This is a genomic window from Candidatus Rickettsia barbarica, from assembly GCF_041477405.1.
Lineage (GTDB): Bacteria > Pseudomonadota > Alphaproteobacteria > Rickettsiales > Rickettsiaceae > Rickettsia > Rickettsia rickettsii.
In genome coordinates, this window is sequence record NZ_JBEWYL010000005.1 from 1 (window position 1) to 26,414 (window position 26,414).

Consider the following 26,414-nt stretch of genomic DNA (forward strand, 5'->3'; position numbering starts at 1 on the left):
GCCCCGGCATCTAGTAATTTAAAATTACTGGTTTTCAACCTTATTTTTGCATCTTGACTTATTTCACTTGCAAACTTCATCTTACTACTATATTTAAATATCTGTTTTTCTTCTTCAGACTTAAGCTTTTCATTCTTAATAAAGCAATCACATTGTTCTTGGGCTGCTAATTCGTTAAATAGTTGCCCTCTTAGTTCTGTGTTAATTTCTGCTGGATAAATAGTGGCTATTTTCTTTAAATTATCCTCACCAAATTTATATATTAGATGATCACTGAAAATACTTCACTTATCTTTATTATCACCTGCATAAGATAAAATATATTTTCAGTTGTAATACTACTTACGTAATTAATATCACTTGCTGCTATTTTAAGAGCTAATCCTTTGTTTAGGAATAGAGTTTTATATTGTTCTGCTCACGGATCGTCTGTTTCTGCAAGTAATTTAGTTATAAACTCCTCTAAACTTACTATTTTGCTTGCTGAATTATCGGTTGTAAATATTTCATAGTTTCTATCTTCAAATATTATCTTGCCTTCTATTCCTGGTGCTTTACTAACCGATACCGTAAAAGTAAAATTATATTTCTTTATACCATTTAAAATAAACTTACGCTCAACTCATTTATCACACCACTTTTTAATATGCTTTTACATATTTCTTTTAAAAAGATTTGCGTTTCGCTTATATTCGGTAATTCGTTAAAACTCGCAATAAACCATTCTATTACTTCAGGATTTTTACTTTTTGCATATTCTTGAGTGATGTAATCGGTTATTGTGTGTAGAGTAGTTTTGGCGTCTATTTCTAAATATAAATCCTTATCAAAATTTTGAGTTCTATGTAGAGCAATTATTTTTATTAACCTATTAACTTGTTTATAACTAGCTTTATCAAATGATCTTACATTTATTATATTAATTAAACTTACAGCAACTGCATACTTAGCATATCTGTCAACATAAGGGTCACTGAGTATACCTTTGAACACTTTAAATGCTTCTTCTACCGGTTTTACCTTTCCTAATTCAACTAAACTTAAAGCAGACTCGGATTTGTCAGAATTACTAAATAAATTTTTCAGTATTTTAGATGCGTCATGTGATATATTGGGGTTTATTTGTATTATCCAACCTAGGATTTTGACGATTGTGAATTCAATATAATTACTAGGGTTATTAAGTAGTGTATTCAATATTTTTAATGTCTCTTGGGCTAAACTAGGATTTATACGTACTGTTTCAGTTAAGCTCCAAATAACTACAATAATGTTAAACTTGGTACAATATATATTAACTATAAGCTTACAACAGCCGTAGCCTTAATATAAATATTAGAATCATTTAGTAGATCTTGCAATGTATTTAAAGCTTATTGTTCATACATTACACTTAGCATTTCAGTTAAGCTTCTTGAGTAGCTTGATATAAAATTTCATTATTAGGGTCACCAAATAGTTATTCTGATTTTAAACATTGCACAGTATTAAATTTGACATAATTAGGCATTACGGATTAGTGTTTTCAATATGTTCAATGCTTCTTTTACTAAACTAGGCTTTGCCTTTACTATTTCAACTAAAACTGAAACTGCCTCGAACTTGAAATTTTCTATAGGATCATTAAATAATTCTTGCAGTGCATTAAATGCCTTGGGTGCTATATTAGGTATTGTATTTACTATCTTAACTAAGCTTTTAGTAACTAAGTATTTGTTGTATAATTTTTTTTACCTGATTTAATATTTTTATATCTAAATTAGGCATAATATTAATTATTTCAATCAATATTATATTTACATATTCATTTAATACCTTTTTATTTAATAACGGTATTATTTTTTTTAACTTTCCTGTAATACTGTCTTATCTATCGTCTCATCTAATATTTGGGCTAATTTTTGTAATTGTCCATCTTTAATTTCTAATAGGCTTGTTAACTTCTTATAAATTTTTGTTTTACTGCCCCATTCATTTCTTATTTGCTAATCCTGTGATGATTCCTATAACTTTTTTAAATTCTTGAGGGTCAGTTTTTTTATTTTGTAATTTTTCATTTACTGTTTTAACAATCGCTTCCGATAAATAACCACTGTCTATTATATGTTGTGCCCAACCTGTAATATCTTTTAGCACAACTTCATCTATTAAATTTTGTATTTGTTTTAAATTCGGTATTCTACTATCAAATTTCCTGTTAATGTTGCTTTGAGCTAATAAATGCATTAAGAGTATAATCTTTCTTTCAATCCCTAACTCTAATATCCTATCCACATTACATGTTACAGCTTTCCAAAATATTTCTATTAACTCTTGATTATTTTCATTACTTACCATCCCTGCTAGAAACTTCAGAGTCATTAGATATTTCGAATCGTTTCGATGCGCACCTATAAAATTTACTGCTTTATATTTTGTGTTGTTATCTGCTAACTGATTTTTTAAATAACATGCAGCTAGATATTCTTGAAATGTTAAATGAATAAATTGAAAATTTTGCCCTTCTATTCTTAATATCCCTTGTTCTATAACTTCGTCTATATCTAATATATCTTTCTTGCTTTCTACTACTTCGTTCTCTACTCACTTCCCTGTTGCAACAAACGACTCATAAGCTATTTGCTCTAAAAAACTCATTTTGTTTTTTAAGTGATTATTAGCTTCAGTTTTATTTTTATATATAATATATAAGTCGTTTATATAGTGAAATAATAAACTGGCTTAATAATAGGCATCTAGAAAAAAAACAAATTATTATTTCACTATATAAACGACTTATATTAAAATCTTGATTACTGTTTTTTTTGAAATTTATCCCTTATTTCTTGATCGCTCCAAATCAAACATATTAATGCAGTATTGATAGGAACTGCACATATTTCTTTTATTTGGCCATGAGTATCCAAAAAGATTTTTAATGGTGTTCCCAGCTCTTTATCATACTCAAAATTTTTATGTACATATTGCTCTATTCCCTCACTATCCCAGCCTGTATTGTCTACTTTCTGCTCAAATCTGTTGCTCATTTCTTCTATAACCGCATTAGGCCTAGAACTCATTACGATATTTTTATACTGAAATACCGAATCCATAATATCTCGGTCATCACGATTACTCTGTGATAAAAACGCTACCTCATCATAACCATCCAGTAGTAATAATATCCTATCTTTATCTTGTATGCTTTTTATATCTTCAAGTTTTATATCGTTAGAATCTAAACAATAATGGACAAAACAACTTAGTATATCGTCATCTATATTAGTACCATAACGTACAGTTTAACAATTCCTTTAACCTGATTCTAAATACATAATCAAATTTGTTGTTCCATAGTTTTTCTTTTCCCCATTTATAAGATAGATAATGCATTAACGTGGTTTTACCTATTCCTGCACTACCGAGTAACAATACTTTACCTATATCAACTTGCATTCTGTTTATTTTCTCAACTATATTTTTTATTTCTGAGGTACTTTTATTAGTTAGATTTCTGCGAAGTATCGCAAACTTATTTTCTTCATTTAGTGACTTAGCTATATTATCAATTTTTTCTTCTTGAACTTGATAATTTTTATCAAACAACTCCCTTATCTTTTCTTCCGTATCTATGGCTTTAAAAATATTCTCTATTTCTGCCGGTAATGAGACAGAAGTAGATTTCGGTACGTGGGCTAGTCCTTTTGTCGGCAATAGTCCTCAAAAGGCATAAAATAATCTAAGCGGTTATAAATATAACTCAACCAGCAGTACTGTCGGTTTTGATAGTTGAATAGGCGATGATTTCTTACTTGGCGTTGCTAGTGCATGGCAAACGAACTCTTACGACTGATATGGCACTGAGATTAGGTAAATATTTTCACACTTCAGCCCAGTTATGGATTAATTTACAAGCAAGATATGATTTAAAATTAGCCTAGCGTAATGAATGGCCTCATATTAAAATCGTATTCGTACTATGGAAGCAGCAAGAAAAACTAGTTGATCATTTCCTAGCAACGGCAAAAGATTCAGGATGTCTTATGGCAATATCGATATCCTGCATAAATCTTATTCTTATACTGTCGCTTGTACCAAGTGCATAAGGGTTAACTAACACATCTAATACTCCCCATTGCCCAACATAAAATATTAAATAATACTTTTTATCACGGAGTAATACATTATAAAAAAGGCAACAAATACTACCCTCATATTTACAAGCCTATTGTTACTAAAGAATTATAGAACAAATAGAAAAAGTTTTTGCATCAATGTATATTGAGCCTGATTTATTGAGCAAAATAATTAAAAGTGTTAAAGAATCGGCAAAATATGAAAAAGGTTATTATAACACAAGAATAACAGAATGAAATAAAGAGCTTATCAGTGAAAAAATAGCCTTGATAAGCTTAGAAGTAAACTTTTAGAAGGTATATTTACAAATGAAGAATACGAAGAAGATAAATATAAATTAACAACACGTCGTGATAAAGTAATGTTAGAGATAGCAGAGCATAATAAAGGTGATGATTGTTTTACGGACAAAATGATAGATGTACTAAATTTAGTTGCCAATGCACATCAATATTTTGTTTTGTCGAATGCTGAGGGAAAAAGACACCTAATAAAAACTGTGTTTTCAATGAAATTAACAGGCAAAAAGCTTGACTTTATACTGCATTCGCCGTTTGATTCATTCGTAAAGTTGTCAAAAATTGAGGAATGGCTCCCCGGGCCGGACTCGAACCAGCGACCGAACGGTTAACAGCCGTTTGCTCTACCACTAAGCTACCGAGGAACATTAGAAGCATCTGGAAGATTCAGATACTTCCTTATAACAAATGTTTATTATAACGTCTAGCATTTTCTTTATATAAAATAAAAAAGTTTTATTCATCACCTATTTTTAAAGCTGCAATAAACGCAGATTGCGGAATTTCGATATTACCGTACTGTCTCATTCTCTTTTTACCTGCTTTTTGTTTCTCAAGTAATTTACGTTTACGACTTATATCACCGCCGTAACATTTAGATAAAACATCTTTACGTAGGGCTTTAATAGTCTCACGAGCGATAATACGACTACCTATACTTGCTTGAATTGCTATATCAATCTGCTGTCTCGGTATTAAATCCTTTAACCTTACGCATAATGCCCTCCCCCTTTGCTCGGCACGTGAGCGGTGTACGATTGTGGATAGTGCATCAACCACCTCTGTGTTAACCAAAATCCCAAGCTTAACAAGTTCGGAAGGTTCATAAACATCCATTTGCCATTCAAAACTTGCATAACCTTTAGAACAGCTTTTTAAACGATCGTAGAAATCGTAAACTACCTCATTTAGCGGTAATTTATAAATTATTTTAGCCCTATTTGCTATATAGCTATGATCAAGCTGCATCCCTCTCTTTTCCGTACAAAGCGATAGTACCGCACCTAAAAACTCATCAGGTACCATTATAGTTGCCTTAATCCAAGGCTCTTCCATTGATTCGATTTTTTGTAAATCAGGCAAATCTGCTGGGTTATGTATCTCTAAGTTCTCACCGTCCCGCATATGAATTTTATACACCACACTTGGAGCGGTAGTGATTAAATCTAAATCGAATTCCCTACTTAAACGTTCTTGGATTATCTCTAAATGTAACAGCCCTAAAAAGCCGCATCTAAAACCTACTCCGAGTACCGCAGAGCTTTCCATTTCATACTCAAAACTAGCATCATTAAGGCGTAATTTAGCCAGTGAATCCTTTAGATGCTCAAATTCCGAGCTATCCGTTGGATAAAGACCACAAAACACTACGGGTAAGTTTGGTTTAAAACCCGGTAGAGCTTGTTCACAAGGCTTTTTTTCATCAGTGATAGTATCCCCAACTTTACAATCCGCTACTTGCTTTATAGCCGCAGTAAAGAAGCCGATTTCGCCTGCATGCAGAACATCCGAAATATGTTTTTTCGGAGTAAAATAGCCAACATTCTCAACGGTATAAACTGAGTTAGTAGCCATCATTTTAATACGCATATTCTTACGTAAGTAGCCATCAATAACACGTACTAAAATAACCACGCCAAGATATGGGTCATACCAACTATCAACAAGCAAAGCTTTCAAAATATCAGAACTACTTTCTTTTGGCGGAGGTAATTTATTTACTATAGCCTCTAAAACTAAATCAATCCCTATACCGCTTTTAGCAGAGATTAGTACAGCCTCACTTGTATCGATTCCGATTATATCCTCTATTTGCTGCTTAACCTGTTCAGGTTCTGACGCCGGTAGGTCAAGCTTGTTAAGCACCAGTACAATCTCATGATCATTCTCGATTGCTTGGTAAACATTGGCAAGCGTTTGTGCTTCTACGCCTTGCGTACTATCAACTACCAATAACGAGCCTTCACAAGCAGCAAGTGACCTACTAACTTCATAAGCAAAATCGACATGCCCGGGAGTGTCCATTAGATTCAAATAGTAGGTGTTACCGTCTTTAGCTTTATATACAAGCCGCACGGTTTGTGCCTTAATAGTTATACCTCTCTCTTTTTCAATATCCATCGAATCTAGCACTTGCTGGCTCATTTCCCTAGCCTGCAAGCCGCCGCAATGTTCAATTAACCTATCGGCTAACGTAGATTTACCGTGATCAATATGGGCGATTATTGAGAAGTTCCTTATATATTTTTGATGATTCATAATTATTGTGATATAATTTGCATTTGTTTATTGTCTGTTATCCCGCGATCAAGTCGCAGAATGACACTAAACCACGATAATATATAACAAAATCAAAATTTATAACAGGAAAAAATAATGCGAGCTGAAATAGAAAATTATGTAAAAAAAATTGAGCAGTCTTTAGAACTACTTTGGAGGTCACTTTGATGTTGAAGCATCAACTGAAAGACTGAACGCGTTAGAAGAGTTAACAGCCGATCCTAGTTTATGGAATGATCAGGCTAATGCTCAAAAATTACTGCGAGAAAAAAGTAATCTAGAAGAAAAACTAAACGCTTTTAATAAACTCAAATCCAATTTAAAAGATGCTTTAGAACTTGAAGAAATGGCTGAAGCTGAAAACGACTTAGAAACACTTTCACAAATTGAACAGGACTTGAAAAATTTAAGCATCATTGCTGCCAAATTTGAAACGGAATGTTTGTTTTCAGGTGAAGCAGACGGTAATAATTGCTTTTTAGAGATTAATGCTGGAGCCGGGGGAACTGAAAGCCATGACTGGGCGTCCATTATGATGCGTATGTATTTGCGTTTTGCCGAAAGACTCGGCTTTAAAACCGAAATAATCAATATGATTAACGGCGAAGAGGCAGGCATTAAATCATGCACGATTAGGATAATAGGAAAGCGTGCTTACGGCTGGTTTAAGACCGAAACTGGCGTTCACAGATTAGTGCGTATTTCTCCGTTTAATGCAGCCGGTAAAAGAATGACTAGCTTTGCAAGTAGCTGGGTATATCCCGAAATTGATGATAATATAGCAATTACTATTGAGGATAAAGATTTAAGAATCGATACTTTTAGAGCATCGGGAGCCGGCGGGCAGCACGTTAATACTACCGATTCAGCTGTACGTATCACTCATATACCGACCGGTACGGTAACACAATGCCAAAGCGATAGATCGCAGCATAAAAATAAAGCTCAAGCTATGAAAATGCTTCAAGCCAAACTCTATGAGCTTGAAATGCAAAAACGTACCGATAGCGTTAACGAGCAGAATGCCGCTAAAACCGATAATAGCTGGGGACATCAAATTAGATCATATGTTTTGCAACCTTATCACATGGTAAAAGATTTACGCACTGATTATGCAACTTCCGATACTAAAGGAGTGCTTGACGGTGACCTTGAAGAATTTGTTTCCGCAAACCTTGCTATGAATGTGGGTGGTAAGAAGTAGTGAAAATCAATGAGCAATACTTTAAGTAATGAATCATATACTAATTTAATTAAAAATTTAAAACAAGAAATTAGCAAAGCTCGTATTAGAGCCCATTTAGCAGCAAATAAAGAATTGATAGTTCTTTATTTGCATATAGGAAAATTAATTTTAGAACGTCAGAATAAAGAAAAATGGGGATCAAAAGTGATGCAAAATATTTCTGATGATTTGCGTAAAGAATTTCCTAAAATGAAAGGATTATCATATCAACACCTTTCTTATATGCGTCAGTTTTTTGCAGAATATAATAATGACCAAATTCTCCAACAGGCGGTTGGAGAAATCCCATGGAGTCATAATATTATTATTTTTTCAAAACTAAAAAATATAGATCAAAGAATTTGGTATGCACAACAAACCATCGAAAATGGTTGGTCAAGAAATGTATTATCTTTGCAAATTAAAAGTAATTTACATGAAAGGTCAGCGAAAAAGATATAAATAACTTTTCCAATACTTTACCTGAGCTACAGTCCGATTTAGCCAGGTCGATTATAAAAGCACCATATAACTTAGAATTTTTAGATATTCAAGGTAAAATAATAGAACGAGATTTAGAAAATAAATTGATAGATAATATTAAAAAAAATTTTTTATTAGAGTTAGGACAAGGTTTTGCATTTATTGGCAATCAGTATCATATAGAACTTGAGGGAGAAGATTATTATTTGGATTTAGTTTTTTATCACATAAAACTCAAATGCTATGTATGTTGTTATTGAATTAAAAACCGGCAAGTTTAAGCCGGAATATGCCGGTAAACTAAATTTTTATCTTAATTTAATAGAGCGCACAATTAAAGATAATTCGGACAATCCTACAATTGGTAATTTTGTGCGAAGAAAAACAAGGTATTACTGTAGAATACGCTATAGAAGGCATCCAAAAACCAATAGGAGTATCACAATTTAAGCTTACAGCAACATTACCTAAAAAGCTTGAAAAATTCCTGCCTACCCCTCAAGATCTAGCAAAGCTAAAAAGCAAATAAATCACTAAAAGTTATTTTTCTTGATACCATGGTCAAGCCTTGGTATGACCTCTTCATATTTCAACCTTATTATTTTTATCGCAACATGAAAAACTAGAAAAACTTTACTACTGCTATTTCTATATTTATTATAGCTATAGCCTCGGTTCTAGGATTTCAGAGTTATCAAAAATTTACTCAAGATAAACATTTTGAGCAGGTAATAACCGTAAATAATCTAGAGTTTGATCCTGCTAATGAAAAAATCCGCAAGACATTCTTATATCACAATACCTATCAATTCCGATACTCAAAATATAGAGGCTGCAGATAAAGAGGACGGATATAATAGGATGAGACTTGGCATAGATAGAGATTTCAAGAGAAGTAGCAAATAAAAAACTTGATAAGCAAATATCTAGCCTAACATATGAAGAATTGTAAAAATACGGACCGATGATTTTGTTTAACGGCGGAGCGTATGATAATAAATTACTACAGGAAGCGCTTGATAAAAATATTATTACCGATTATCCAAAAGAAAATTTTTATATTTTTACGCTGCCGGAATACCAAACCAATACCGGCGCGGACAATTTAACACTCTATATAAAGAGCATGAAAACGGTAATATTGACTTAAGTAATGCCGAAATTGCTATTGTTACTCACACTTATCATTTTCCGCGTGTTAATCGATATTTTGATAACAAACCGAATTTTGACTTCTTCTTTATTCATAACACTAAACCTATAATTTTCTTAGTCGATCGAAAATTTGAAACCATAGGAGTAGATAATGAACTAAAGCATGAGCTAATAAAACTACCTAACTATATATAGAGAAAGGTTTTGTTTCAGAAAAATTAGCAATGCTTGATTAATTAATGACTATCTCTCTTGCTTCTTGTTCTTTAATCTCAATACGAGGGAGAATAATAGTAAGTATTCCATTCTTAAGGCTTGAAGAGATATTTGCCTGATCTACATCTTCATATAATGATATTACATAATTAAAATTTTTATTCATATAATTATCTGAATAATCAGCTTTATTTTTTTCTTCTATCTTCCCTGTAATAAATAATTTATTACTGTTTACTTTAACCTTAATTTGACTTTTATCAAAGCCAGGTACTTCCATAACAATAATATACTGCTTATCTTTAGTAATAAAATTGCTTTTTATGCTATTAGATTCATAAAGCGGCAATCTATTTTTAAATAAATTATCAATATTTGTAATTTGATTATCTATTAAATCTGCTACCTGACGCAGTGGCGTTGCATTACCGGCATCATAATTCTTATTAGCTATTGCAATATTACTAGATAAAATCATAGCTGCTATAGACGGAATATATAATCTTACGCTCTTTAACATAAAACCACCATTAATTTTGTTAGTTATATACTTAAATATATAAAATTATCTATTTAAAATTCAAGTCTTATATTTCCATAATTTGCTGAAAGTACGCTGCCCAAAATAAAAACTAATAATCTCCGCAAAAATAGTTTGATCTTCTATGCTCCATAATATATCTAGATATTCAACTAGCAGAACAGAACTTTTTAATGATTTATATTGAACATATTTAACTCCTCCATACATTACAAAAAAGCTATAGGCAAGCACGGATCTTACCGAGCCATTTAAAACATCAACCCAACTAACACCTGATTTATAAGTGGAGTAAAGAGAATATTACTCTGCCATTTCTTGTGATATGGTAAGCTCTGTAAAAGTTTTAGACTGATTAAGTTTTTGTTATTAGCAATTTGACGGTCTAAAATATTTATCTCGTGTTTTTTGTCGTTAATATCTTTATATATTTTCAAAATTTCAGGAATTATTGAACTCATAAATCCTGTTATCGCCACAAGTAAAGTAATCATAAATACCTATCTATATAAATTTTAGGATAAGTATAGCAAAGATAAGTCAATTATACTAAGAAAGAGGCAAAAAGGGGCAGCATGGACTGATTATTTATGTCATTTCTGCGAAAGCAGGAATCCAGTAAAAAATGATAAAAACACAGCAAACTATATAAAAATTTAGTATATAATTAGATTAAAAAACTAGATTCCTGCTTTCGCAGAAATGACATTGAACATGTTTAATGATCCATGCAACAACGCCAATAATAGGAAAACTGCTTCACTCAACAATTACTTTAAATTAGACCAAATGCGGTTTTTTGCAATATAGAAAAAGATAGTAAATACCGCTAAAAACATCATAACTTTAAGACCCATAGATTTACGATGTTCCATTTCCGGCTCAGCTGCCCATTGTAGAAATACCACAATGTCTTGCGACATCTGCTCTACACTTGCGTTAGTACCGTCCATATAGGTTACCTGCCCATCTGTAAGCGGCGGCGGCATTGCTATTTGCTCGCCAGGGAAATAGGGATTATAATGAGTTCCCTGCATCAACTTAAAATCTGCAGGCGGTTCGGTATAGCCGGTAAGTAGCGAATATATATAATTAGCTCCGTCATGACGTGCTTTTATTATCAACGATAAATCAGGAGGATGGGCACCGTTATTAGCTGCTCTTGCTGCTTGCTCATTAGGGTAAGGAGGTACAAAACGATCAGAGGGAAGAGCGGGGCGGTCAAACATCTCACCATCATCATTAGGTCCGTCTTGTATCGTATAGCCTTTGGCAATCTCTTTTATCTCGTCATCCGAAAAGCCGATATCTTTAAGATTACGGTAATATAAATTGTTTAAACCGTGGCAGACACTACAAACTTCTTTATAGACCTGAAAACCTCTTTGTGCTGCTTCACGATTAACTGTACCAAATACGCCGTCAAACGACCATTTCATCTTTTTTGGATGTAATACTCCTTCGTTGGCTAAACTTAAGCACGAAGTTAGTAGTATGATGATAGAGATAAGTAGTTCAGTTTTCATAAATTTTTTTGAGTCGTCATTGCAAGGAAAAATTGAAAATGTTGACGAAGCAATCTCAGGAGTTTATATATTATTTTATAAGATTGTTGTGTTGAGAGTTTGTCTTTCCTTCCAATTTATTCTATTAATTTTATTTTTTTGTTTCTTAAACCAGCTTTAATTTGTTTTTCTCTATTTATTGCTGAATTCATAGTTGATGAACCTCATAAAATAGCAATTTTTACTAAACTCCTTAATTGTATCATTTTTGTGTTGATATATTCTTTTTATTAAATTAAAAGTAACACCAGTATAGAGTATACCATTTTTCTTATTAGTTACTATAATATACTATTGGTTACTTCATAAATTTGTATAATACAAAAAACGTCATTACGAGCAGCCATAGGCTGCACGGCAATCTCATGAAATAATAACAAACTCCTGAGATTGCTTCGTCAATTGCTATGCAATTTCCTCGCAATGACATCTCTTCGCAATGACTTAACTCTTACAACTCCTCCGGCAAGGGCAGCGGTTTTTCATATTTACCTATCAACGGCAGAGCTACTAAGACATGAAAAAAGTAATAACAAGCAGCAAAACGGCTAATGGTAATATACGGCTCTTCTGCCGGCTGCCCACCTAAATAACCAAGCAATAAACAATCTGCCATAAATATCCAAAAAGCCATTCGGTATATCGGTCTATAATTGCTACTTCTAACTTTTGAAGTATCAAGCCAAGGTAGTAAAAATAACACAAATATACTTCCGAACATTAATAGCACCCCACCGAGCTTATACGGCATGGCTCTAAGTATTGCATAAAACGGCAAAAAATACCATTCAGGGACAATGTGGGCAGGCGTAACTAACGGATTTGCTGGAATGTAATTGTCGGGATGTCCTAAATAATTAGGTTCGTAAAAAATAAAATAGGCAAATATTATGAAATAAACTCCGAAACCGACAAAATCCTTTACGGTATAATAAGGGTGGAACGGAATAGTGTCTTTAGGGCTTTTAACATCTATACCTTTTGGGTTATTTGAACCATGCTGATGCAAGGCCACTAAATGCAGCATCACTAAAGCAACAATAATAAACGGCAATAAATAATGCAGTGAGAAGAACCTATTTAATGTCGGGTTATCAACAGAAAAACCACCCCATAACCACGTAACTATGAATTCCCCTATTAACGGAATAGCGGAAAATAAATTAGTAATAACCGTTGCTCCCCAGTAGCTCATCTGCCCCCAAGGAAGCACGTAACCCATGAAAGCAGTAGCCATCATGGTTAGAAAAATGATGATACCGATATGCCAAAGCAGTTCTCTAGGTGCTTTATAAGAGCCGTAATACAAACCTCTTGCTATGTGTAAGTATACGACGGCAAAAAACATCGATGCACCTACCGCATGAGTATAACGCAGTAACCAACCGTAATTCACGTTACGCATGATTCGCTCAACACTATCGAAAGCATGATCAACATGCGGAGTATAGTGCATAGCAAGTATGACGCCGGTGATTATCTGAATCACTAACGCAATACCGGCAATAGAGCCTAAATTCCACAAATAGCTAAGATTTTTCGGAGTTTGATAATGACTAAAATGCTTTAGGAATGCAAAAATAGGAAGACGATAATCTATCCATTCTATAATAGCATTAGGCTTTTTAGGGGTAATATCTTCATTCATAAATAATTACCCTATTCTAATTTTTTTGTCGCTAATAAAAGTGTAAGGCGGCACAGCTAAATTTAAAGGAGCAGGACCTCTTCTAACTCTACCTGAAGAATCATATTGTGAACCATGGCACGGACAGAACCATCCATCATATTCACCTTGATTAGCAAGCGGTACACAACCTAAATGCGTGCAGATCCCGATCGTCACCAGCCAATTATCATGCCCTGCTTTCACACGTGCTTCATCTGCTTCAGGATCAATCAGCTCTGACATTTTAACGGCTCTTGCTTCAGCTATTTTGTCAGGCGTACGGTTAGTGATAAAAACCGGTTTACCTTGCCATTTAACCGTAACTGTTTGACCTACCGCAATATTTGATAAATCAACCTCAATTGATGATAAAGCTAGCACGTCCACAGAAGGGTTCAAAGAATCAACGAGAGGCCAAAGAGTACATGCTGCCCCAATTGCTGCAACACTACTAGCCGTTAGAACCATAAAATCACGACGTGTTGTTTGTTTGTTTTTATTATCTTCAGTATCCGACATATAATATTAAAGTGACATAAATTAACTATCATCATTACTACCGCTTGGGGTATTATTAAGATTATTTGGATTTGCTAGTGCTTCATAAGGATTTATTATAGGACGTTCAGCGTCTGCAGCACTATCTGCTTGTTTTGGCGTAAGTTTATTGATTTTATCTTCTAACACTTTTGCTCCTGTCCCTTCTTCATGCTTATATTCGCCAGAATCACTTAAGCAATTCCAAAAACTAACTAAACGATTCCAATTAGGACCGAGTTTTGTAGTACAATTTTGAGCAACTGCTTTAGTTGTATCTAATATCTCGACTGTAGTTTCAGTAAAATAATCTATAAACCCAATTTTTTTTAAGCCCAATACTGTATAATATAAAGTAATTAAGGAAGCAACTGCTATAATTAAATACCATTTAGTGATAATAGACCACAGAAAAAATCCCATAGGATTTGCTGCTATTAACCTTCGTAAAGCCTGCCACATATATTTTGCTCAAAAAATTTATTAATAATATTCATCTTATTTTATATCACTACATTAGTAAAAATAAAGCAAAATCACGTAATATTATAAATATTTTTCATTAAACAGGAACTCAAGAAGAATGAAATCGGTAAAAATACTAAATTAATTCCTATCATAATAAAAATTAATTGTAAGTTATTATCTTGTAATATTAAACCTGTCATTATAATATTCGGAATTAATAACGGCATGATAAACGTACCGACAAAGTTAGCATTCTTCTTAAAATAACATTGCACGCTACCGGATAACACTACTAAACTACTTGATAACACTAATATCATCCATACACTAATAAAGAAAAATATCATCTCAAGCAAAGTTTTATCAAACAAGACATAAATAATGGGTAAAACAAAAACCAGCCCTATCGTACTACTGATAAATATAGCAAAAAATTTAGCCAATATAATTTTTTCATGACTAACAATTGATAATAATAACTCTAAGCTTCCGTCTTCCAAATCAGATTTAAATATAACCGAAGAAAAACCGATTAATGAAATTAATAAACAAATGACCGAAAAAATTAAACCGAATTTGTTAATATCCCTTTCACTATTAATTAAAACAGTACTAATTATGCAAAATAAAAAAAATATAACTAGATATTTAATTATATTATTAATGCGATTCTGCACTATCAATTCACGCTTAATTAGTACAAATAGACTATTCATAATTATTAAATACGTTGTAAATTAAGTACATAATAGCTGCAACAGTTAAACCTATACCAATTTCAACAATAACTATCGCAATATGCTGAGCAAGTAGCTTATCATTGATAAAATTTGTTAGTGCATAATAATTTAAATAATTATCGTTAAAAAAGAGTGATATTGTTCCTACAATTGCATATATTGCTACACCTAAAACCGCAATACAAACTAGCACGTTAGGAGGAAAATATCGGCTTAATTTTCGATTACCGTAAACTAAATCATAAGCAATAAGGCTAGATGCAAATATAACACCTGCTTGAAACCCACCACCCGGCGAAGACTCACCGTTAAGCTGAATATATATACTATATAAAATTATATAAGGTATTATAAAACTAGTAATATATTTTATTATTGGATTTGTCATCCCGTGGCTTGACCACGGGATCTTGTATCGCCTGCTGTGTCCTGAGATACCGAGATCAAGTCGCGGTATGGCATCATCAGACTTTCTTGAAAATATCAACAGTACGGCAATTCCTGCAATTAAAATTACGCTAGTTTCACCTAAAGTATCATATCCACGATAACTTGCAAGAATAGCCGCAACAAAAGAAGGTATACCTATATCTCTAGAGGTATTTTCGATATAATATTTACTTGAATGCATATGAATAGGAACATTATCATCACCGTAATTCGGTAATTCTAGTCCCATATAAGCAAGCGTTACTACAAACAATAAACATATTAAACTTGCTGGAATAATATTAGTTCTCTCAATATTCTTTAAATCCGAAGGTAATTTACGCAACAAATTTAAATATACGCATGTTGATACGCAAGCTCCAAGTGCTGCCTCGGTCATTGCGACATCAGGAGCATCCATAATAAGATAGGATACACCAATTAATAAGCTAAATACAGAAGCAGCAATCACTGCATTTAGTAAATCTTTAGCAAAAATTATTTTTATCGAGATTAAGATCAATAAAAAAGCAATTAAGTTAAGTAGGTAATTGCCGAGCTCAAAATTTAAAGCTGTCTTTACTGTCATATGGTTATTAAAATTTAACGTCATTGCGAAGAGAAACGTAATTTCGACGTGGCAACCTTATCAAGCATCATGAGATTGCTTCGTCAATTACTTCGTAATTTTCTTCGCAATGACGGTACTATCAGCTCTAATTTTCATAAATAAAGATGCTTTACCAAGTGCATGAGTTGCTACCGGATTTAGTATAAAAATCAATAAAGCCGCTAAAATTAATTTAACAGAGTTCACAATATCTGCTTCAATGCACGCAAAACCTATTAAGCAAATAGGCACGCCGAAACTCTCAATAACACTTGCTGCATGTAATTTAGTATAAAAATCAGGAAATCTAAAAAAACCGATTATTCCTGAAAATATAGCAAATAATCCAATAATTACTAATAAAATTCCTATATAGTATAGTGTCATTGTGTTTATCCTTTTTTCATCATTGCGAGGAAATTATGAAATAATTGACGAAGCAATCTCATGCACAAGTCCTGAGATTGCCTCACGAACTAAAGTTCACTCGCAATGACGTTTTTACTCACCTTGAGCCAAGCTATAACCTGCAACCCCGTCAAATTCAAACAGATTCTCTACTTTGATAAAATCGATATTTGCTGTGCTTAAAGCTTCAAGCAATCTTGTTATATCTAAATGCTTTATTTCTGTGCCGTCTTTATTCATAAAACGACAACACCAATGATCGGAAACAGTTTCAAACCTTGTATCACGAGGCCACAGCTTTAATCCTTTTGACGAGATTGTTTTTAACTCAAAATTGCCAAGATCAAGTTTATTAATTTTATCTGCTATATCATGAGCGGAAGATACATTCATATTCACAAATATATCCGTACCAACCAATTTCTTAACTTCTTTAGTATCAATTTTATAATCTATATTGCTTTCTTGCTGCTCAGCAATTAAGGGATAATCTGCTTTAGGTAGCTTTGTCGGTAACTGTCCTAATCTTTTCGTTACTTCTGCGGCAAATTCTTTTGTACCGACTTTTTTACTAGAACTCTGCTCGTTATATATATCGGCTGTATGAACGCCATCCTCTATAGTTTTTTTCCAAGCATTTTCGATTAATGTAGCGATATCACCCTGCCCTATATGTACTAGCATCATTATTGCAGCATTTAAAAGCCCTGAAGGATTTGCGATATCTTTACCGGCAATATCGGGAGCACTTCCATGTACCGCTTCAAACATCGCATAATGCTGCCCAATATTTGCAGAACCTGCAAGACCTACCGAGCCTGAAATTTCAGCAGCTACGTCAGATATGATATCACCGTATAAATTAGAAGTTACGATAACGTCAAATATTTCCGGTTTGGTAGCAAGCCTTGCCGTCCCAATATCGATAATATAATGCGCGTTATTAATTTGCGGGTATTCTTTTGCAATCTCATTAAATACTTTATGCAAAATCCCATCGGAAAATTTCATAATATTATCTTTGCTTAAACACATGACTTTTTTACGGTTATTTTTTACTGCATATTCAAAAGCATATCTAATAATCTTCTCACATCCTGTATGACTTATCAACTTCATTGACTCATACATATTATGCGTTTGACGGTACTCTATACCTGCGTATAAATCTTCCTCATTCTCACGTATAATAGTTAGGTTCAAATTTGGATGTAATGTTCTAGTAAAAGGATGAAACGAAACGGCAGGACGAATATTAGCAAAAAGCTGTAATGTTTTACGAATCGTGACATTTAAACTTTTATATCCTCCACCTTGCGGAGTAGTAATCGGGGCTTTAAGTATAATACCGGTGCGTTGTATTGATTCCCAGCTTTCCTCGCTTATGCCTGAAGTATAATGCTTCTTGTAAAGCTTTTCACCTACTTCAATGGTTTCTAAACAAATACGAGCCTTGGCTTTACGTAATATATAAAGCACTGCCTCCATTATTTCAGGACCTATACCGTCCCCGTATGCAATTGTAATCGGTGTAAATTCTGCCATATTAAATTAAATACTCTCTTGTTTATATCATTCCCGCGTAGGCGGGAATCCAGTAAAATCTATAAAAACTAGTTTTTATAGATTTATTTTATCAAATATGTAACTTCTGTATCAATATTGAAGTTATTTTTCTGAATTACCACCTACGCGGGAATGATACACAAAAATCCATAAAACACTATCAATAGTTTATCGTTACTTCTTTTAATCTCTCATTCAACATAAAAGTCACTTCGGAAGTTATATTCAAATTATTTTTGGCATATAAGACTTGAGCACTTGGAATTACCAAATTAAGGTTATATTTCTCGGCAAGTTCACTAATTATTGTAATAGTTGTTTCATGGACTCTACTCATAGCCTCAGCGTGAGCTTGTTCAAGCTTTGTTTTCTTAATCTGAATTTCTTTTCTAACGTGGCTAACTTTTGCATTAAATGCGTTTACTTTATGCTCAAATTCAGTTTCACTTAAATGAGAACGCTCATTTAGCAGCTTCTCTTCCAGCGGTTTAAATTCTGCTTCTTTTGCAGCAATATTCTCTTGAATTTTATGATTAAGCTTTTCGATTTTATTACGCAAATCTTTTATAGCGATCGAACCTTCCAATATAGATTGTACATCAGCAACAGCTACTCTAACTTTAAAATTATCTTCTTTAATTGGCACACTTTGTGCCTCCGTAATCGTTGAGAAATTTATTATGAATATGCATAAACATAATATTCGGTATATCATCCTTTGATCCTTTTAGGTTAAACGGTATCGGCTAGAATTGTCATCCCGTGGCTTGACCACGGGATCTTGTATCACAGGCAGTATCCTGAAATTCCGCAATCAAGTCGCAGGATGACATTCAAGATGACTGGATTCCCGCCTATGTGGGAATGACACTGGAGCAACACCCTTATTAATCTAAGAATAAATAATATCAAGCAATTTGTCTATAATTAAAAACTTAACCTTTACCTAACATTGGCACATTCCCACCTCCCCATGGTATATATTCGCCATCCGAATAATAATCACTAGAAATAGGTTCAAACGAAATAGCTTTTATTGCTTCAGGACTTAAATAGGTACTCTCTCCATCACTAAGCAAAGGTTCAGTAGCCGGTTCTTCTAGCTCAACATAAATTTCATGCTGTTCATTTCATTAAATTCATATACAAAAAGCTTCATGAATATGCTCTGTTCCTTTGTTCTTAACCAAAACTACTGTAATACCATAATCTTTTGCAGCATTGACAGTTATTGCGGTATTATTAATTATTGCTCTTATATATTCTTTTTTAGTACAATTTTGTATTTCTTCAAAATTATTAGAAGGTAAAGCTGATTTTATATAAATTTTTGCTGCATCTTCCTTTCCTAGTAACCTTGCTAATGCATATTTTACAGCATGAGGATAATCATTAAATAATGCTATAGCTATTTTATGACCGGATAATATAATATTCTTAGGCGTGTTATTTGCTCTTCATTTTCCAACCTAAATTTTCATTATCTAGGAATTTCTCCATCAGCTCTATAGCAAATTTTTGCTCAAGCCTAACTTTTTCTTGCTCTCGTTCTTCATAGGAGCTAAAAAAGCGATGTTGTATATATTACGTGCTATTAAACCTCCTAACCTCTCTCCAATATAATTATGCAAATGTCCAACTAAAGTATTGTTACAATCAAATATAAATAAAACTGTATTATCGTTCATTAATTTCTCTTATTTTAAAGTTTAAAAATTCTTAGTAATTTTTATTCTACAGTTAAATCAATTTCTTTTTCAAGAACTTATATTCCAATTTTTGGTATTTTAGTGTATAATACGAAAAACTATTGTAAACTTGTGAGAATTTTTAAAGATGACATCTATTCGTAATATAGCAATTATTGCCCACGTTGATCATGGAAAAACTACGCTTGTTGATAACATGCTTAAACAAAGCGGAACATTTAGAGCTAACCAAGCAGTTGCTGAGCGTGCTATGGACTCTAACGATCTTGAGCGTGAGCGTGGAATCACGATACTTGCCAAATGCACTGCTCTTATGTGGAACGATATCCGTATCAATATAGTTGATACGCCAGGACACGCCGATTTTGGCGGTGAAGTAGAACGCATCCTTAGCATGGTTGACGGTGTAGTGCTACTTGTCGATGCATCGGAAGGACCAATGCCGCAAACAAAATTCGTGCTTTCTAAAGCGTTAAATCTCAGCTTAAAACCTATTGTCGTTATTAATAAAATCGATAGAGATGACCAAAGAATTAAAGAAGTTATCGATGAAGTATTTGAGCTATTTGTGGCACTTGAAGCAAACAACGATCAACTTGACTTCCCTATAGTTTATGCATCAGGTAGAGCAGGTAGAGCATCTTTAACCTTTGATGATAAAATTAATCCTTTAGACAATTTAGCAGATGATTTAGCACCGCTTTTCGATCTTATAGTACAGCATGTACCAAAACCCTTAGCCGATGACAAAGCACCGTTTTCTATGCTTGTGACTACTAGAGAATATAACTCTTTCTTCGGTAGGGTTTTAACAGGTCGTGTACAAAGCGGCACTGTCAAAATTAACCAAAACGTAAAAGTATTAAATCGTGAGAATAAAGTACTTGAAACCGGACGTATCACTAAAATATTAGCCTTTAGAGGCTTAGAGCGAATCGCTATAAATGATGCTACAGCCGGCGATATTATTGCCGTAGCAGGCGTTGAAAACGCCAACGTTGCCGATACTATCTGCTCCCCTGAGGTAACCGAGGCCGTACCGTCTCTACCTATCGATCCGCCGACTTTATCCATGACTTTTAGCGTTAATGACTCACCGCTTGCAGGAAGTGAAGGGACAAAAGTTACGTCGAGCTTAATTGGAGCTAGGTTAATGCGTGAGCTTGAAAGTAACATTGCCTTAAAAGTTACTGAAGCTGCCGAGAAAAATGCTTTCCAAGTTGCAGGACGTGGTGAGTTACAACTTGGTATCTTAATTGAAACTATGCGTCGTGAAGGATTTGAGCTATCTATTAGCAGACCCGAAGTATTATTCCAAACTGATGAGAAAGGTAATAAGCAAGAACCGATGGAAGAACTCCAAGTTGACGTTGATGATGATTATGTTGGAGTAGTCGTAAAATCTTTAGCACTGAGAAAAGCCGAAATGACTGATATGAGACCGTCAGGCGGCGGTAAAAGCCGTGTTACGTTTATCGGACCGTCTAGAGGGTTAATCGGCTATCACAGCCAGTTTTTAACCGAAACACGAGGCACAGGGATTATGAATCGTATTTTCCATGGATATGCTGATTATAAAGGAAATATCGAGGGAAGACGTAACGGTGTGCTTATCTCTAACGGTGACGGGGCAGCAGTCGCATATGCTCTATGGAATCTAGAAGAAAGGGGCAAAATGTTTATAAACCCTAGTGACAAAGTATATAGAGGCATGATTATCGGCGAACATAATCGTGATAATGATTTAGAGGTAAACCCACTAAAAGCGAAACAACTGAGCAACGTTAGAGCAACAGGTAAAGACGAAGCCATAAGGCTAACTCCGCCAATGCTTTTAACGTTAGAGCAGGCAATCAGCTATATACAAGATGACGAGCGAGTTGAAGTCACACCGAAATCTATTCGTTTACGTAAAGCTCTACTTGACCCTAACGACCGTAAAAGAGCTGCAAAGTAGATATGCCTAAAAAAGTTGACATCGTCATTGCGAGGAAAAACTGTAAGTTTTGACAAAGCAATCTCTGGAATCTTGCTTTATGAGATTGCTACGCTTCTTTCAGTTGCTCACAATGACGAAAAAACTAAGCTAATACATTAAATACTATAATAACAAACCTTTTTAACGGCTTCTATTACATCGCTCTCACTCGGCAGAGCTAGTGTTTCTAAATTAACAGCATAAGGAAGGGGAAGATTTTTGCCGCTTACAATCTCTATTGGAGCATCTAAATAATCAAATGCTTCTTTCATAACAATAGAAGCTATACTTGCACCAACACCTGCAAAAAACCACCCTTCTTCCACTACAACTAAACGATTAGTTTTTTTCACTGATTCTATTATTGTCTCAGTATCAAGCGGTTTAATAGTGCGAAGATCAATAACCTCACAATCAATATTATCATTCTGCACAACATTTGCAGCATCTAAGGCAAGTTTTACTTGAATCGAGAAAGTTACTATAGTGACACTACTACCCTCTCTTAAAATTTTTGCCTGACCAAAGGGTATAGGCTCGATTGTTTTCGGCACGTCAAAACTATGACCGTATAAAATTTCATTTTCTAAAAAAACAACGGGATTATCGTCCCTAATAGCTGTAAGCATAAGTCCTTTATGATCTTCTGCACTATAAGGAGCTACTACTTTTAATCCCGGAATGTGGGAATAGCAAGCTGTATAATTTTGGCTATGTTGTGCAGCTACTCTACTTGCTGCTCCGTTTGGTCCTCTAAATACTATCGGACATTTGACCTGCCCGCCTGACATGTAATGCGTTTTTGCAGCTGAATTAACTATGTGATCGAATGCTTGCATAGCAAAGTTAAAAGTCATAAACTCTACGATCGGGCGCAGTCCTGCAAAAGCTGCTCCGACTGCAAGCCCTGCAAAACCATATTCCGTTATCGGTGTATCAATTACCCTCTTAGGACCAAATTGCTCTAGTAATCCTTGAGTTACCTTATAAGCTCCTTGATATTCTGCAACTTCCTCACCTATGACGAAAACCTTGTCGTCTCTTATCATCTCTTCTTGCATGGCATCACGCAATGCTTCACGTACCGTTATTTGCATTTTTCTTTTTTATTATTTGATTAAATTAAACGTTATTGCAAGGAGGCTTGCCTATGTGAACGTCATTGCGAGCAGCCGTAGGCTGCGTGACAATCTCATGAAATAATAACAAATTCCTGAGATTGCTTCGTCAAAACTTACAGTTTTTCCTCGCAATGACGCCTTAACAGTACACCTGTGTATACAACTCCCCTTCATCAGGTAGCGGTGAATTTTCTGAGAATGCTACTGCTTCTTTCACAATTTCTTTTACCGACTGTTCTATTGCTTTTAAATCCGCTTCGGTTACATATTTATTGTCGAGTATCGTTTTTCTTATTATTACCAACGGATCACGCTCTTTATATTGCTCAACTTCTTCTTTACTACGATATTTTGCCGGGTCGGACATCGAATGCCCACGATAACGATAAGTTTTTACCTCTAATATCAGAGGAAAGCTATTTTCTCTAACATACTCGGCTGCTTGCTTAGAGCCGTCATACATTTCTTCAAAATCCATACCGTCTAGCTGAAATCCTTTAATCCCAAACGATGCCCCTTTCGTATATAAATCACGCATAAAGGTAGAACGTGCTACAGACGTCCCCATCGAATATTCGTTATTTTCAATAATATAAACTACCGGCAAACCCCATAAAGCAGCCATATTAAAAGCTTCATATACCTGACCTTGATTAACGGCACCGTCACCTAAAAAAGTAAAACAGATATTATGCGTATCGTTATATTTTTCAGCAAACGCAAGCCCTGTGCCTATCGGTACTTGAGCCCCTACTATACCGTGTCCACCGTAAAATTTGTTTGGTACATTAAATAAATGCATCGAGCCACCCTTACCTTTCGAACAACCTGTAGCACGCCCCATAAGCTCGGCAAGAACATACTTAGGCTCAGTGCCTGCTAAAATAATATGAGCATGGTCACGATAGCTAGTAATAGTGCTATCACCTTTTTGTTTAACCATATCTACCGCAGCAATTACTGCTTCTTGCCCTATATATAAATGACAAAAACCACCGATTTCTCCCATTCCGTATAACTGACCGCATTTTTCTTCAAAACGACGCAGTAGGAGCATATCTTTAAAGCTTTTTATATATTCTTCCTTTGTCGGCTTATATTTTCCTAACTTAATATCCACTAATTACTCCTTAAGACTATTGTCATCCCGTGGCTTGACCACGGGATGACATCTGTAAATTAAAAGTCACAAAATATGGTACATGATCCGAAGGTGAAGACCAATCACGTGCTTCTGATAGTAAATGCATAGAAAATAATGCACCTTTTAAATTATCGCTAACCCAAATATGATCAAGTCTTCTACCTCTGCTAGATTTTTTCCAATCTATATTTCTATAACTCCACCAAGTATAAAATTTTTCGTCAAGCGATACGAAATGTCTGCTACTATCAATAAAACCTAACACATTTTGTAGCTCTACCAATAACGAGCGTTCAATATCGGTATGGCTGATAACATTTCGCAACTGCTTACTAGACCATACATCATGTTCATGCGGAGCAATGTTCAAGTCCCCAACAATAATCATTTTATCGTTTTTAGTACGGTTAGTCGTTAACCATTCCTGCATTAACCTTACATATTCGAGCTTATGCTTAAATTTTGTATTTACCTCGATATCAGGTATATCACCGCCGGCAGGAACATAAAAATTATGTATTTCTATATCATTAACTATAGCTGCTATATGCCTTTTATCACTATTATATAACTCCAATGAAAAAACATTATTCAAAGGAAATTTTGAAATAATAGCAACACCGTTATATGATTTCTGCCCTGAATATATTACATGTTCATAGCCTATATTTTTAATAACTTCAAGAGGAAATAATGAGTCAGCTACCTTTGTTTCTTGAAGTAAAATAATATCCGGCTTATGTTCATATGCTAATTTTCTTAATAAATCGATCCGTAGACGCAATGAATTAATATTCCAAGTAACTATCTTCATTAGACTTGTTGTATAACCTCCTTCTAAAGGTAATTTGTATGTCAATCCGGTACTCGCATCCTCACGTACTAAGTGTACGCTGCGGTGCTGCGTTCCGTGTTGCTTTCAAATTCCTCTTTATACGATAGGTTACACAACAAGTCTATTTAATTTTTTATAGCTGCCCCTATTATTGCATCTCTAAAATAACTTATTCCAAGTTGATTTAAAGGATTTTTCATGTCAATTTTATCTTTTTCTTCTTCAGGAATTTTTATCATAGTATTACTGAGTATAGCAAAATAAAGATTATCAGGCAAAACATATCCTGCTTCACTTTGTATTCCAAGGGCCTTTCCCGTATAATGAATCATTAAACGCTTAGAATCAAGATCAGTAAGAAAAATACCGTAGCCCATATAAGACTTACGCCCTTCTATATCTTGTGCTAAAAAATATTTAGTAGTCATAAGTTTATACGACTTCTTAGCAAGAATTTTCTCCTCATTTAATGCCCTATACCATCTAATAAGATCAACCGGTGTTGATATTATACCACCGTCAGCACAAGGAACTGCTAAAAAATCAGCAGTTACAGGAGTAAATATAGGTTTATTACTATTATTAGGCGTTAAAAAATATCTTACCGGATAATTAGAACTAATAACGTTTTTTTGGATTCTAGCGGCTTCACTATATGAAGCACAACTAGTAGATTTCATATTAAGCGGTTTAAAAAATTCATCATAAAAAAAGTTAGCTAAATCTTTTTTAGCCAGCTTTTCTATAATCATACCGAGTATAACAAAATTAGTATTACTATATTTAAATTTTTTCCCTATAGATATTTCTAAAGGCTTAGAAGAAACAAATTGTAATATTTTCTTGTGAATCTCTTTCTTAGGCATATTTAAATCAAGTTTAACAAAACTAAAATATTCAGCAATACCGCTACTATGCGTTAATAAATTATGGATAGATATTTTATATGCCCAATCCGGCACTTTTCCACCCCACATTTCTGGATCAAGATATTTATAAATTTTATCGTTAATATTTAATAATGCCTGTTCTTGTAATTTTAAGATTCCCGCTGCTGTAAAAGGCTTTGTAGCAGAAGCAATAGGCATCATTTCATTTGCTTTTAATTGCTCACCATTTAAAGCAAAAATTCCTTTAGCACCGGTTAATAAAGGTTTATAATCATCGGCAAACATAAAAACGGCATTTAAAAATCTATTACTGATATATTCTTTTTCTGCTTCATTGATTCTTTGCTGTATATCTGCAAAACAATCAATACAATTAGTAATAAAAAAAAGCAACAATAACAAATATCTATACATCATAACTGCAACACTC

28 protein-coding genes, 1 tRNA gene and 4 pseudogenes are annotated in these 26,414 nt (G+C 33.9%); 8 read left to right on the forward strand and 25 right to left on the reverse strand.

The window, feature by feature from the left end; all coding sequences use genetic code 11:
• Window positions 1-600: 600 nt before the first annotated feature.
• The 4 genes from ABVF33_RS06595 to ABVF33_RS06610 form a co-directional block, all read right to left on the reverse strand.
• Window positions 601-1,197 (reverse strand): hypothetical protein, encoded by a 597-nt coding sequence (locus ABVF33_RS06595; RefSeq protein WP_499706738.1) that lies wholly within the window; start codon window positions 1,195-1,197, stop codon window positions 601-603.
• Window positions 1,198-1,971: 774 nt separating this feature from the next.
• A complete protein-coding gene (locus tag ABVF33_RS06600; RefSeq protein WP_499706739.1) occupies window positions 1,972-2,361 on the reverse strand; it encodes a hypothetical protein in 390 nt (129 codons plus the stop codon).
• Window positions 2,362-2,792: 431 nt separating this feature from the next.
• Entirely contained in the window at window positions 2,793-3,059 is a 267-nt protein-coding gene (locus tag ABVF33_RS06605) for a hypothetical protein (RefSeq protein ID WP_499706740.1), read from the reverse strand.
• Between the two features lie 202 nt (window positions 3,060-3,261).
• Window positions 3,262-3,435: an NACHT domain-containing protein gene (locus ABVF33_RS06610; RefSeq protein WP_499706810.1), complete on the reverse strand. Its 174-nt coding sequence runs from the start codon at window positions 3,433-3,435 to the stop codon at window positions 3,262-3,264.
• Window positions 3,436-3,833: 398 nt separating this feature from the next.
• Here ABVF33_RS06610 and ABVF33_RS06615 point away from each other — a divergent pair, with 398 nt between their 5' ends.
• Window positions 3,834-3,920 (forward strand): helix-turn-helix transcriptional regulator, encoded by an 87-nt coding sequence (locus ABVF33_RS06615; protein ID WP_231567160.1) that lies wholly within the window; start codon window positions 3,834-3,836, stop codon window positions 3,918-3,920.
• 785 nt (window positions 3,921-4,705) lie between these two features.
• Here the strand turns inward: ABVF33_RS06615 and ABVF33_RS06620 are convergent.
• Both ABVF33_RS06620 and lepA read right to left on the reverse strand, forming a co-directional pair.
• Window positions 4,706-4,780 (reverse strand) — tRNA-Asn (locus ABVF33_RS06620).
• Window positions 4,781-4,871: 91 nt separating this feature from the next.
• Window positions 4,872-6,674 carry a translation elongation factor 4 gene (gene lepA / locus ABVF33_RS06625; protein WP_499706741.1) on the reverse strand — a complete coding sequence of 601 codons (1,803 nt, stop codon included), beginning with the start codon at window positions 6,672-6,674 and terminating at the stop codon, window positions 4,872-4,874.
• 117 nt (window positions 6,675-6,791) lie between these two features.
• Between lepA and prfB the strand changes: the two genes are divergently transcribed.
• From prfB to ABVF33_RS06655, 6 genes and pseudogenes are all read left to right on the forward strand, one after another.
• Window positions 6,792-7,899, forward strand: a protein-coding gene (gene prfB / locus ABVF33_RS06630; protein ID WP_499706742.1) for a peptide chain release factor 2 whose coding sequence is annotated in 2 segments (ribosomal slippage) — window positions 6,792-6,860 and window positions 6,862-7,899 — 1,107 coding nt in all. Because the reading frame shifts where the segments join, the coding sequence is not laid out codon by codon here.
• 9 nt (window positions 7,900-7,908) lie between these two features.
• Complete coding sequence (locus ABVF33_RS06635; RefSeq protein WP_499706743.1) at window positions 7,909-8,382, forward strand: DUF1016 N-terminal domain-containing protein; 474 nt, start codon at window positions 7,909-7,911, stop codon at window positions 8,380-8,382.
• 101 nt (window positions 8,383-8,483) lie between these two features.
• Window positions 8,484-8,582: pseudogene (locus ABVF33_RS06640) on the forward strand (PDDEXK nuclease domain-containing protein); the annotation flags it as partial.
• Window positions 8,583-8,609: 27 nt separating this feature from the next.
• A pseudogene (locus ABVF33_RS06645) lies at window positions 8,610-8,932 on the forward strand (PDDEXK nuclease domain-containing protein).
• Window positions 8,933-9,168: 236 nt separating this feature from the next.
• Entirely contained in the window at window positions 9,169-9,309 is a 141-nt protein-coding gene (locus ABVF33_RS06650; protein ID WP_200858177.1) for a hypothetical protein, read from the forward strand.
• 58 nt (window positions 9,310-9,367) lie between these two features.
• On the forward strand, window positions 9,368-9,553 hold the full coding sequence (locus tag ABVF33_RS06655; protein ID WP_012150576.1) for a hypothetical protein: 186 nt from the start codon (window positions 9,368-9,370) through the stop codon (window positions 9,551-9,553).
• Between the two features lie 237 nt (window positions 9,554-9,790).
• Here the strand turns inward: ABVF33_RS06655 and ABVF33_RS06660 are convergent, their stop codons facing one another.
• From ABVF33_RS06660 to ABVF33_RS06725, 14 genes and pseudogenes are all read right to left on the reverse strand, one after another.
• Window positions 9,791-10,294 carry an Hsp20/alpha crystallin family protein gene (locus tag ABVF33_RS06660; protein WP_499706744.1) on the reverse strand — a complete coding sequence of 168 codons (504 nt, stop codon included), beginning with the start codon at window positions 10,292-10,294 and terminating at the stop codon, window positions 9,791-9,793.
• A gap of 272 nt (window positions 10,295-10,566) precedes the next feature.
• Window positions 10,567-10,776 carry a hypothetical protein gene (locus tag ABVF33_RS06665; protein WP_499706745.1) on the reverse strand — a complete coding sequence of 70 codons (210 nt, stop codon included), beginning with the start codon at window positions 10,774-10,776 and terminating at the stop codon, window positions 10,567-10,569.
• 309 nt (window positions 10,777-11,085) lie between these two features.
• On the reverse strand, window positions 11,086-11,841 hold the full coding sequence (locus tag ABVF33_RS06670; RefSeq protein WP_499706746.1) for a cytochrome c1: 756 nt from the start codon (window positions 11,839-11,841) through the stop codon (window positions 11,086-11,088).
• Between the two features lie 171 nt (window positions 11,842-12,012).
• Window positions 12,013-12,168: a GIY-YIG nuclease family protein gene (locus ABVF33_RS06675; RefSeq protein ID WP_196792428.1), complete on the reverse strand. Its 156-nt coding sequence runs from the start codon at window positions 12,166-12,168 to the stop codon at window positions 12,013-12,015.
• 163 nt (window positions 12,169-12,331) lie between these two features.
• Window positions 12,332-13,528 carry a cytochrome b gene (locus ABVF33_RS06680; protein WP_499706747.1) on the reverse strand — a complete coding sequence of 399 codons (1,197 nt, stop codon included), beginning with the start codon at window positions 13,526-13,528 and terminating at the stop codon, window positions 12,332-12,334.
• A 6-nt stretch (window positions 13,529-13,534) separates the two neighbouring features.
• Entirely contained in the window at window positions 13,535-14,068 is a 534-nt protein-coding gene (petA, locus tag ABVF33_RS06685; protein ID WP_499706748.1) for a ubiquinol-cytochrome c reductase iron-sulfur subunit, read from the reverse strand.
• Window positions 14,069-14,089: 21 nt separating this feature from the next.
• The gene (locus ABVF33_RS06690) at window positions 14,090-14,548 is read right to left on the reverse strand and encodes a DUF2670 domain-containing protein (RefSeq protein WP_499706749.1); all 459 of its coding nucleotides are present in this window, start codon (window positions 14,546-14,548) and stop codon (window positions 14,090-14,092) included.
• Window positions 14,549-14,622: 74 nt separating this feature from the next.
• On the reverse strand, window positions 14,623-15,270 hold the full coding sequence (locus tag ABVF33_RS06695) for a heme exporter protein CcmB (RefSeq protein WP_499706750.1): 648 nt from the start codon (window positions 15,268-15,270) through the stop codon (window positions 14,623-14,625).
• Window positions 15,263-16,336, reverse strand: coding sequence for a DUF4040 domain-containing protein (locus ABVF33_RS06700; protein WP_499706751.1), 1,074 nt, complete (start codon window positions 16,334-16,336; stop codon window positions 15,263-15,265). The genes ABVF33_RS06695 and ABVF33_RS06700 overlap by 8 nt, the downstream gene beginning before the upstream one ends.
• A gap of 63 nt (window positions 16,337-16,399) precedes the next feature.
• Entirely contained in the window at window positions 16,400-16,720 is a 321-nt protein-coding gene (locus ABVF33_RS06705) for a Na+/H+ antiporter subunit G (protein WP_392506154.1), read from the reverse strand.
• Between the two features lie 114 nt (window positions 16,721-16,834).
• A complete protein-coding gene (locus ABVF33_RS06710) occupies window positions 16,835-18,286 on the reverse strand; it encodes an NADP-dependent isocitrate dehydrogenase (RefSeq protein WP_499706752.1) in 1,452 nt (483 codons plus the stop codon).
• A gap of 181 nt (window positions 18,287-18,467) precedes the next feature.
• Window positions 18,468-19,022: an OmpH family outer membrane protein gene (locus tag ABVF33_RS06715; RefSeq protein WP_499706753.1), complete on the reverse strand. Its 555-nt coding sequence runs from the start codon at window positions 19,020-19,022 to the stop codon at window positions 18,468-18,470.
• 220 nt (window positions 19,023-19,242) lie between these two features.
• Window positions 19,243-19,386, reverse strand: a complete 144-nt coding sequence (locus ABVF33_RS06720) for a hypothetical protein (RefSeq protein ID WP_014410497.1) — start codon at window positions 19,384-19,386, stop codon at window positions 19,243-19,245.
• A 367-nt stretch (window positions 19,387-19,753) separates the two neighbouring features.
• Window positions 19,754-19,995 (reverse strand): annotated as a pseudogene (locus tag ABVF33_RS06725) (hypothetical protein).
• 148 nt (window positions 19,996-20,143) lie between these two features.
• Here ABVF33_RS06725 and typA point away from each other — a divergent pair.
• The gene (gene typA, locus ABVF33_RS06730; protein WP_499706754.1) at window positions 20,144-21,973 is read left to right on the forward strand and encodes a translational GTPase TypA; all 1,830 of its coding nucleotides are present in this window, start codon (window positions 20,144-20,146) and stop codon (window positions 21,971-21,973) included.
• A gap of 137 nt (window positions 21,974-22,110) precedes the next feature.
• On the opposite strand, the gene ABVF33_RS06735 is transcribed toward typA, so the two are convergent.
• From ABVF33_RS06735 to ABVF33_RS06755, 5 genes and pseudogenes are all read right to left on the reverse strand, one after another.
• On the reverse strand, window positions 22,111-23,091 hold the full coding sequence (locus tag ABVF33_RS06735) for a pyruvate dehydrogenase complex E1 component subunit beta (protein ID WP_499706755.1): 981 nt from the start codon (window positions 23,089-23,091) through the stop codon (window positions 22,111-22,113).
• 163 nt (window positions 23,092-23,254) lie between these two features.
• On the reverse strand, window positions 23,255-24,235 hold the full coding sequence (gene pdhA, locus ABVF33_RS06740) for a pyruvate dehydrogenase (acetyl-transferring) E1 component subunit alpha (RefSeq protein ID WP_499706756.1): 981 nt from the start codon (window positions 24,233-24,235) through the stop codon (window positions 23,255-23,257).
• A gap of 22 nt (window positions 24,236-24,257) precedes the next feature.
• Window positions 24,258-25,073, reverse strand: a complete 816-nt coding sequence (gene xth, locus ABVF33_RS06745) for an exodeoxyribonuclease III (protein WP_499706811.1) — start codon at window positions 25,071-25,073, stop codon at window positions 24,258-24,260.
• Between the two features lie 12 nt (window positions 25,074-25,085).
• Window positions 25,086-25,204: pseudogene (locus ABVF33_RS06750) on the reverse strand (palindromic element RPE1 domain-containing protein); the annotation flags it as partial.
• A gap of 15 nt (window positions 25,205-25,219) precedes the next feature.
• Window positions 25,220-26,401: a serine hydrolase domain-containing protein gene (locus ABVF33_RS06755; RefSeq protein WP_499706757.1), complete on the reverse strand. Its 1,182-nt coding sequence runs from the start codon at window positions 26,399-26,401 to the stop codon at window positions 25,220-25,222.
• Window positions 26,402-26,414: the final 13 nt, after the last annotated feature.

Coding starts and splice junctions, on each gene's coding strand:
- lepA (WP_499706741.1), bottom strand. CDS start 6,674: ATGAATCATCAAAAATATATAAGGAACTTCTCAATAATCGCCCATATT.
- ABVF33_RS06655 (WP_012150576.1), top strand. CDS start 9,368: ATGATTTTGTTTAACGGCGGAGCGTATGATAATAAATTACTACAGGAA.
- ABVF33_RS06610 (WP_499706810.1), bottom strand. CDS start 3,435: ATGCAAGTTGATATAGGTAAAGTATTGTTACTCGGTAGTGCAGGAATA.
- ABVF33_RS06605 (WP_499706740.1), bottom strand. CDS start 3,059: ATGAGTTCTAGGCCTAATGCGGTTATAGAAGAAATGAGCAACAGATTT.
- ABVF33_RS06670 (WP_499706746.1), bottom strand. CDS start 11,841: ATGAAAACTGAACTACTTATCTCTATCATCATACTACTAACTTCGTGC.
- ABVF33_RS06735 (WP_499706755.1), bottom strand. CDS start 23,091: ATGCAAATAACGGTACGTGAAGCATTGCGTGATGCCATGCAAGAAGAG.
- ABVF33_RS06755 (WP_499706757.1), bottom strand. CDS start 26,401: ATGATGTATAGATATTTGTTATTGTTGCTTTTTTTTATTACTAATTGT.
- ABVF33_RS06660 (WP_499706744.1), bottom strand. CDS start 10,294: ATGTTAAAGAGCGTAAGATTATATATTCCGTCTATAGCAGCTATGATT.
- ABVF33_RS06695 (WP_499706750.1), bottom strand. CDS start 15,270: ATGAATAGTCTATTTGTACTAATTAAGCGTGAATTGATAGTGCAGAAT.
- xth (WP_499706811.1), bottom strand. CDS start 25,073: ATGAAGATAGTTACTTGGAATATTAATTCATTGCGTCTACGGATCGAT.
- ABVF33_RS06665 (WP_499706745.1), bottom strand. CDS start 10,776: ATGAGTTCAATAATTCCTGAAATTTTGAAAATATATAAAGATATTAAC.
- ABVF33_RS06635 (WP_499706743.1), top strand. CDS start 7,909: ATGAGCAATACTTTAAGTAATGAATCATATACTAATTTAATTAAAAAT.
- ABVF33_RS06715 (WP_499706753.1), bottom strand. CDS start 19,022: ATGATATACCGAATATTATGTTTATGCATATTCATAATAAATTTCTCA.
- ABVF33_RS06690 (WP_499706749.1), bottom strand. CDS start 14,548: ATGTGGCAGGCTTTACGAAGGTTAATAGCAGCAAATCCTATGGGATTT.
- ABVF33_RS06650 (WP_200858177.1), top strand. CDS start 9,169: ATGAAAAAATCCGCAAGACATTCTTATATCACAATACCTATCAATTCC.
- ABVF33_RS06615 (WP_231567160.1), top strand. CDS start 3,834: ATGGCACTGAGATTAGGTAAATATTTTCACACTTCAGCCCAGTTATGG.
- petA (WP_499706748.1), bottom strand. CDS start 14,068: ATGTCGGATACTGAAGATAATAAAAACAAACAAACAACACGTCGTGAT.
- typA (WP_499706754.1), top strand. CDS start 20,144: ATGACATCTATTCGTAATATAGCAATTATTGCCCACGTTGATCATGGA.
- ABVF33_RS06600 (WP_499706739.1), bottom strand. CDS start 2,361: ATGACTCTGAAGTTTCTAGCAGGGATGGTAAGTAATGAAAATAATCAA.
- ABVF33_RS06700 (WP_499706751.1), bottom strand. CDS start 16,336: ATGACGTTAAATTTTAATAACCATATGACAGTAAAGACAGCTTTAAAT.
- ABVF33_RS06680 (WP_499706747.1), bottom strand. CDS start 13,528: ATGAATGAAGATATTACCCCTAAAAAGCCTAATGCTATTATAGAATGG.
- ABVF33_RS06710 (WP_499706752.1), bottom strand. CDS start 18,286: ATGGCAGAATTTACACCGATTACAATTGCATACGGGGACGGTATAGGT.
- ABVF33_RS06705 (WP_392506154.1), bottom strand. CDS start 16,720: ATGACACTATACTATATAGGAATTTTATTAGTAATTATTGGATTATTT.